Genomic DNA, 6894 nt, shown 5'->3' with positions numbered 1-6894 from the left:
AGTTATCTGCTCTTTTGGATATTCTGACATTTTTTACTTGTACTGAAGGTAAGATTTCATAAGTTTTTACTATTCCTATTCTGGGTAGTTGTATGTAGTTTCCTTGGAAAATTTTGATACTTCCTTCTAAGTAAAAGCTGTCTTTTCTACCTTTTTTCTTAAAGACTGGAAATCCACGTCCCCGAATAGTTAAAAAGTTTTTAAATGCCCTTTCTAAATCTCTTAATGCTTGTTGAGGGGCACATTTAGATACCTCATAATACCAGGGATTAATTGATTTGACTTCGGCTACTAAACGTTTATGCAGGGTGATGGCGCTTGGGCGAAATTTAGTTTCTTCGTACTCTTTTATGCAAGTTGCTAATCCCCAATTATAAGCATGACGAGCTACTCCTGCGTGTTTGGCAAGTATTGTTTTTTGTTGGTTGTTAAGTTTGAGCTTAGTCTTAAAAGATTTCATGATTATTGTTTTTGTTGGCACTAAGCGCGCAGTTGTGCTGTTTCATATATAGTTAATAAGTTAGACATAAATCTAGTGTATCACAGAGTATTTGTCTAATTGTGTCTCACTTTGTCTAATTATTTTAATACTGTTGATAGCCCCATCTTCCCTCACTCCTAATCTTCCCATCAAACTTAGTAGGCTTTAACGGTAAAAGATGAGATGTCAAAAACAATAATATTAGTTATTATATTAGTAAATGTTAAATAATCAAAATAATATAATTTCTTAATATTAGCTAATAAAGAGTTATGAAATCTGATGTCAACAGTTTGCGTACCTGCCAACAACAGTTAGTTGATTTACAAAATGAAAATGCTATTCTTAGAGAACGTCTATATCAGTTGGAGCAAATATTAGATATTTTACCCGAAAGCTTGATTTGTCAAGATTTGAAAAACCAGGAAATATTTTATAGTAATCATGCTTTTCAGCAACAAAGCCGTGAAAATCAAACTAAAATTTCAGAAGTCAGCAGGGTGACAAACGATAGACATCCAGTAGAAAAAACTACCGAAATCAAACTAAATGACAATATAGAAGAGCGTTATTTAGCTATTCATCAAATTCCTCTGCGTAATAGTCAAAGAAAAATTAGTTATTTGGTAACATTTTCTCAAGATATCACTGAGTTAAAACAGCTTCAACAATCACAACAGCTATTGCTCTCAATTATCGATAGCTTACCTCAAATGATTTTTTGGAAAGACCGCAACAGCATTTTTTTAGGGTGCAACCGTTACGCCGCTCAAATTTGTGGTTTTTCATCACCTACAGAAATTATTGGTAAAACTGACTACGATATGCCTACTACAGAGGAAGAATCTGAGTGGTATCGGGAATGCGATTTTAGAATTATGGAGACTAATACTCCAGAGTTGAATATTGTAGAAACCCAACATCGTCCAGATGGTAGTCAAGCTTGGATCAATACGCATAAAGTACCACTCCATGACCAAGAAGGAAATGTGACAGGTATAGTAGTATCCATCGAAGATATCACTGAAAAAAAGCACACAGAAGCACAACTACAAGAAGTTACAGCTCGTTGGCAACGTATTGCTGCTAGCACCCCTGGACTTTTTTATCAATATTGTCAATCTCCTACAGATCCTATAGGAAAATTCACCTTCCTGAGTGAAGGTTGTTATGATATCTACGAACTCGATCCAGAAGCTGCACTTCATGATAATAGTATCTTGTGGGAATTAGTTCACCCTGAAGATCTCCCCACCTTTCAGCAGTCTGTAACTCAGGCTTTCACACTTAAAGCAGTATGGCAAACAGAATATAGAATTACTACTCCTTCTGGCAAGCTCAAGTGGCTACAAGCAACTGCAATGCCATGCAAACAAAATGATGAAAATGTCTATTGGGATGGCGTTATTCTTGACACTACCGAACTAAAGAAAACTGAATTTGCTCTAAGTCGGAGCGAAAAAAGATTGAGACGATTTTTTGAACAGTGTCCTCTAGCTGCAATAGAATGGGATGCTGATTTTCGTGTTGTTGAATGGAATCATACTGCAGAAAAAATCTTTGGTTATAGCAAAGCAGAAGTCCATGGCAAGTTGATTTCAGAATTGAATCTTGTTCCTCCCTCAGCACAAGATGATGTAGATCAAGTAATTCAAAAGTTACTGGCAGGAACAGGAGGAACATTCAGCATAAATGAAAATATCACTAAGACAGGAAAAATTATTGTTTGTGAGTGGCACAACTTTGCATTTTATGATGACGACCGCCAGCTAATTAGCATTTTCACTATGGCGCATGATGTCACAGAGCGCCAAAAAATTCAATCTGAATTACTCCAACAGCGACAGTTACTCAGAACTATTGTAGATACTTTGCCCCAAGCTATTTTCTGGAAAGACTGCAATAGTATTTACAAAGGTTGTAATAGTACATTTATTAGAGAAATAAATCACCAACCTTGCTCAGAAATTGTTGGTAATACAGACTATAATTTGGCCTCGAATGAGGAGGAGGCCAGATTAGAACAACAGAGCGATCAAGAAGTTATGCAATCTGGTAAACCACAAATGCACTTAGTTGAGCAAAGACAGCTTCCTAATGGCAATCTGACTTGGTTAGATATTTGTAAAGTCCCATTAGTTGATGAAAATGGTAGAATATTTGGGATTCTTGGTACTTATGCAGATATTACTGAACGCAAGCGAACCGAACAACAGTTACGAGAAAAGGCTCAACGAGAACAACTGTTTAACCAAATTATCAGTCAGATTCGCCAATCCCTGGACATTGAAACTATTCTAAATACTACTCTCAATAGAGTTCGGGAATTGATGCAAACAGATCGATGCCTTTTTTTCTGGTATTGTACTGATGCAGAAGAGCCTTATTGTTATATTAGTAATGTGTCTCAACTTCCAGGTTTACCCGATATACCACAGAAGTACCCAGCTTCGATATTAGGTTCAATTAATCAGAAGGTTTTGCACTTAGAAGTTATCAAAATAGTTGATACTGACTTAGAACCAGATAGAACTTTTCAAAAATTGCTCAAATCATTAGGAATTCAATCTTTTCTATCTGTTCCCTTTCAAAAAACATCAGGTCAAATTGGAGCATTAGTATGTAATAATCACACTCAGGTACGCAACTGGAATGATACAGAAATTAGTTTACTACAAGCTGTAGTGGAACAGTTAGATATTGCCTTGACTCAAGTAGAACTTTATAATCAAAGTCGCAGCAAGACAAGAGAATTAGAAACTACTCTCAAGAAACTGAAGCGGACTCAAGCTCAGATGATTCAAAATGAAAAGATGTCTAGTTTAGGTCAACTTGTCGCAGGAGTAGCTCACGAAATTAATAATCCTGTCAGTTTTATTTACGGCAATCTTTCTTATGCTAAACAATATACTCAAGATTTATTCCATTTGATTGAGCTATATCAAACCCATTACCCTAACCCACATACTGAAATTCAGGAAGTAATAGAAGAGATGGAATTAGAATTTTTGCAGGAAGATTTACCGAAACTTCTCAACTCAATGAAAGTGGGAGCTAATCGTATTGAAGATATTGTCAAATCTTTGAGAAATTTTTCACGCCTCGATCAATCTGGACATAAAAAAGCTAACCTCCATGAAGGAATTGATAGTACTCTTACTATTTTATACAATCGTATTAATAGGCGAAATCATTTTCCGGCAATTGAGATAGTTAAAAATTATGGCAATATTCCACAAGTGGAATGTTATCCAGGACAGCTTAATCAGGTATTTATTCATATAATTAGTAATGCCATCGATGCTATTGAAGAAAAAGATGCAAAGCGGACTATGGAACAAATTAAATCAGAACCAAGCTTAATTGAAATTTCTACTAAAATTGTTGGTAAGTTTGTACAAATTTGTATTCGGGATAATGGAACTGGTATTCCACCAGAAGTTAAAGAACGTCTTTTCGATCCTTTCTTTAGTACTAAGGATGTTGGTAAAGGTACTGGACTAGGATTATCTATTAGCTATGAAATTGTAGTTGAGAAACATGGCGGTAGCCTAAAATGTAACTCTAATCTTGGTAAAGTAACGGAGTTTGTGATGAAAATTCCCATGAAGCTTATACCGTTTCGCTAAAGTCAAATTCGCTAAAGTCAAAAGTTAAAAGTTAAGTAAGTTGGCCTAAAAAAAACTAAGTATTTAACAAAAAGTAAAGTAGCTCTAAAACCTCTTCCCTTCTGCCCTATGCCTTCTTCCTTCTTCCTTCTTCCTTCTTCCTTCTTCCCTCTTTAAGAAGATGGTATTAAACGTTTTCTCATAGATTCTGCACGTCTTTTCGCAGTATCATTTTTGGGGTCACATTTTAGTGCTGACTCATAAGCTTCTAAAGCTTGAGCAGTTAATTTTTTCTTCTCATAAGCATGGCCTAAATTATTATAGACAGTTACATAATTAGGGTCTATTTTTAATGCTTCTTTGTATTGCCTAATAGCAATATCGTATTGATCTTTAGCAAAGTAGGAAAAACCAAGAGCATTATAAACTTTAGCAGAACTTTCTGAATTTTCTGAGTCTTTTAATTTCACACCTTTTTGTAACAATTCAATTGCTTGAGAATACATTTTTTTTTCTAAAAATATACTGCCAAGCTGATAATATTCGTCTATTGTTCCCTGTTCGTTTTTCAGTTTATTTGTCAATTTAGAAAGCTGACTTTCAGTTTTCCTTGTCTTAGTAATCTGGCGAATGACAAATATACCGGATACAGACAATAATATTAATAGTATTAGTAGGTATAAAACTGGTAGAGTGCTATCCATAATTAATAATTAATTTTTATTAGTAATAAGGCTAGATTTGAAATTTTATAGCACTAGGCAAATAGGGCGGGGACATTTATAAATACTCAAAGTTAGTCAGGGATTACTTCTGACTTCTGACTTCTGACTTCTGACTTGCGCGTAGCGCTATAGGAGTGGAGTAGGAAGTAGTTGTCATAAAAATTTCCGGTTTCCAACTCCCTAAATCTTCTAGTTGATATTATCCTTGAGCTTGGCTTGCTAATTCAACTACTTTAGCAAAAGTTTCAGGCTCTAAAACTGCTAATTGGGCTAACATCTTACGGTTAATGATAATATTAGCTTTTTTCATATTACCTATCAGTTGACTATAACTCATGCCCTGTTGACGAGCTGCAGCATTTATCCGAGTAATCCATAAACGACGGAAGTCCCGTTTACGTTTACGACGATCGCGATAAGCATTTCGTAACGCCTGCATGACTCGCTGATTAGCAACTTTAAATAGTTTAGACTGTCTACCTCTAAATCCTTTAGCTAATTTAAGAACCTTGTTACGGCGTTTACGAGCAACATTACCTCTTTTAACCCTGGTCATAATTTTTCCTCTAAAATTTTACAAATATGGAAGCATTAAACGTACATTTTCTTCATTACTCTCATGGACAAGAGCCATTTTAGACAGACGACTCTTGCGGTTGGAGCTTTTATGTTGCAACAGATGACTCTTAAAAGCTTTACGACGCATGATTTTTCCACTACCTGTGGCTTTAAAGCGTCTAGCTGCAGCCTTGCGAGTTTTTAATTTTGGCATGATTTGCACTAAATTTTATACACAATATTTGATTTTAGCACAAAAGTTGGTTAAAATGAAAGACTTAATTTTATTGTTAATTTCTGAAGCTCTTATTAACCTTGGTGTATGGGTTAACAGCCGTTAACCCCTAAAATATTTGGTCGCACCACCCCACCTTGATTGGAGAAATATTTTTGGAGCGAAGCTCAAATCCCCGTGACAAAAATAACTTCTGACTTCTGACTTCTGACTTCTGACTTCGTTATGCCTATCTACTCAGAATTGTATTAGATTAGGAACCCAAGTTTGACGTAAAAACAACCTTATGATAAAAAAATCAGACTAGACCACTTTGCTCATAAATGAAGTGCAAAGTTTTCTAATCACGACTACCCCTAAAGTAATGATACTAAATGTTTAGTCTTCCTAGCAAAATTGAGGCAATTTTATACCTGAAGGGACAACCCCTCTCTATTTCAGAAATTTCTGAAATTGCCAAGTGTGAGCGTGGCCAAGTTAAAGATGCTTTAATCGAATTAATGTCTGAATATGCCCACCGACATACTGCCTTAGAAGTCGTAGAAACTGAAAAAGGCTATAGTCTTCAACTCAAAGCCACTTTTAGTGAGTTGATAGAATCTTTAATTCAACCAGAGTTGGGAGTAGGTGCTCTGAGGACTTTAGCAGCGATCGCTCTTAAAGGAGGTATTAGTCAATCAGAATTAGTAGATATTCGTGGTTCAGGAGTTTATCAGCACGTTCCAGAACTTGTTACCTTGGGGTTTGTTCGTAAACGTCGTCAAAAAGAATCTCGTTCTTATTGGTTACAAGTCACAGATAAATTTCATCAGTATTTCCAACTAGATCAACTTCCTCAACAATTATCACTTGACCTTAGTTCTTTCTCAGATGACGAAGAGGAGTGAAGAAGGCAGGAGGCAGAAGGTAGAAGTTTTCCAATAACTAGGGCTTGCTGATTAAATATCAAAGTTTTTAATGACAAAGGTTTCAGACTTTGCAGCTACTAACAAAGTATCAGCTTTTAGGTAGTTCCAGTTAAAAAATCTAGGATTTTTGGCAAAAAAGGGTTAGAAAATCAAGGGAAGATTCTTCTGGCTATTTCTTCTCGGAATCTCATTCCTCCTGGATTCTGAATTCTTGATTCTGGCTACTCCTCTTAAAAAAAGACTAGTGAAGCGCAAACCCTAACTAATTATCCAGACTTGATCTAAATTCCCCATTTCTTCTGTCTCCTGTCTCCTACCCCTACTAAAAGACTAGTGAAGCGCAAACCCTAATTATATGAATCAACGCTCTCTGATATCC

General features: G+C 35.7%; 6 protein-coding genes. 2 read left to right on the top strand and 4 right to left on the bottom strand.

Annotation, left to right across the window (positions count from 1 at the left end; translation table 11 throughout):
- Positions 1-460 (bottom strand): RNA-guided endonuclease InsQ/TnpB family protein (locus AC3DU7_RS20545; RefSeq protein ID WP_488041160.1); only part of this gene is annotated, 460 nt, incomplete at its 3' end.
- Between the two features lie 293 nt (positions 461-753).
- Here AC3DU7_RS20545 and AC3DU7_RS20540 point away from each other — a divergent pair.
- Entirely contained in the window at positions 754-4110 is a 3357-nt protein-coding gene (locus tag AC3DU7_RS20540; RefSeq protein ID WP_488041114.1) for a PAS domain S-box protein, read from the top strand.
- 152 nt (positions 4111-4262) lie between these two features.
- On the opposite strand, the gene AC3DU7_RS20535 is transcribed toward AC3DU7_RS20540, so the two are convergent.
- From AC3DU7_RS20535 to rpmI, 3 genes are all read right to left on the bottom strand, one after another.
- Complete coding sequence (locus AC3DU7_RS20535) at positions 4263-4793, bottom strand: tetratricopeptide repeat protein (protein ID WP_488041113.1); 531 nt, start codon at positions 4791-4793, stop codon at positions 4263-4265.
- Positions 4794-5013: 220 nt separating this feature from the next.
- Positions 5014-5370 carry a 50S ribosomal protein L20 gene (rplT, locus tag AC3DU7_RS20530; protein WP_488041112.1) on the bottom strand — a complete coding sequence of 119 codons (357 nt, stop codon included), beginning with the start codon at positions 5368-5370 and terminating at the stop codon, positions 5014-5016.
- Between the two features lie 18 nt (positions 5371-5388).
- Positions 5389-5586, bottom strand: coding sequence for a 50S ribosomal protein L35 (gene rpmI, locus AC3DU7_RS20525; protein ID WP_488041116.1), 198 nt, complete (start codon positions 5584-5586; stop codon positions 5389-5391).
- Between the two features lie 395 nt (positions 5587-5981).
- Here rpmI and scpB point away from each other — a divergent pair, with 395 nt between their 5' ends.
- Positions 5982-6494 (top strand): SMC-Scp complex subunit ScpB, encoded by a 513-nt coding sequence (scpB, locus tag AC3DU7_RS20520; RefSeq protein ID WP_488041111.1) that lies wholly within the window; start codon positions 5982-5984, stop codon positions 6492-6494.
- The last annotated feature ends 400 nt before the right edge of the window (positions 6495-6894 follow it).

Source organism: Okeania sp. (assembly GCF_983059655.1).
This window is presented reverse-complemented; position numbering and strand designations above follow the sequence as displayed.

Coding starts and splice junctions, on each gene's coding strand:
- AC3DU7_RS20535 (WP_488041113.1), bottom strand. CDS start 4,793: ATGGATAGCACTCTACCAGTTTTATACCTACTAATACTATTAATATTA.
- AC3DU7_RS20540 (WP_488041114.1), top strand. CDS start 754: ATGAAATCTGATGTCAACAGTTTGCGTACCTGCCAACAACAGTTAGTT.
- scpB (WP_488041111.1), top strand. CDS start 5,982: ATGTTTAGTCTTCCTAGCAAAATTGAGGCAATTTTATACCTGAAGGGA.
- rplT (WP_488041112.1), bottom strand. CDS start 5,370: ATGACCAGGGTTAAAAGAGGTAATGTTGCTCGTAAACGCCGTAACAAG.
- rpmI (WP_488041116.1), bottom strand. CDS start 5,586: ATGCCAAAATTAAAAACTCGCAAGGCTGCAGCTAGACGCTTTAAAGCC.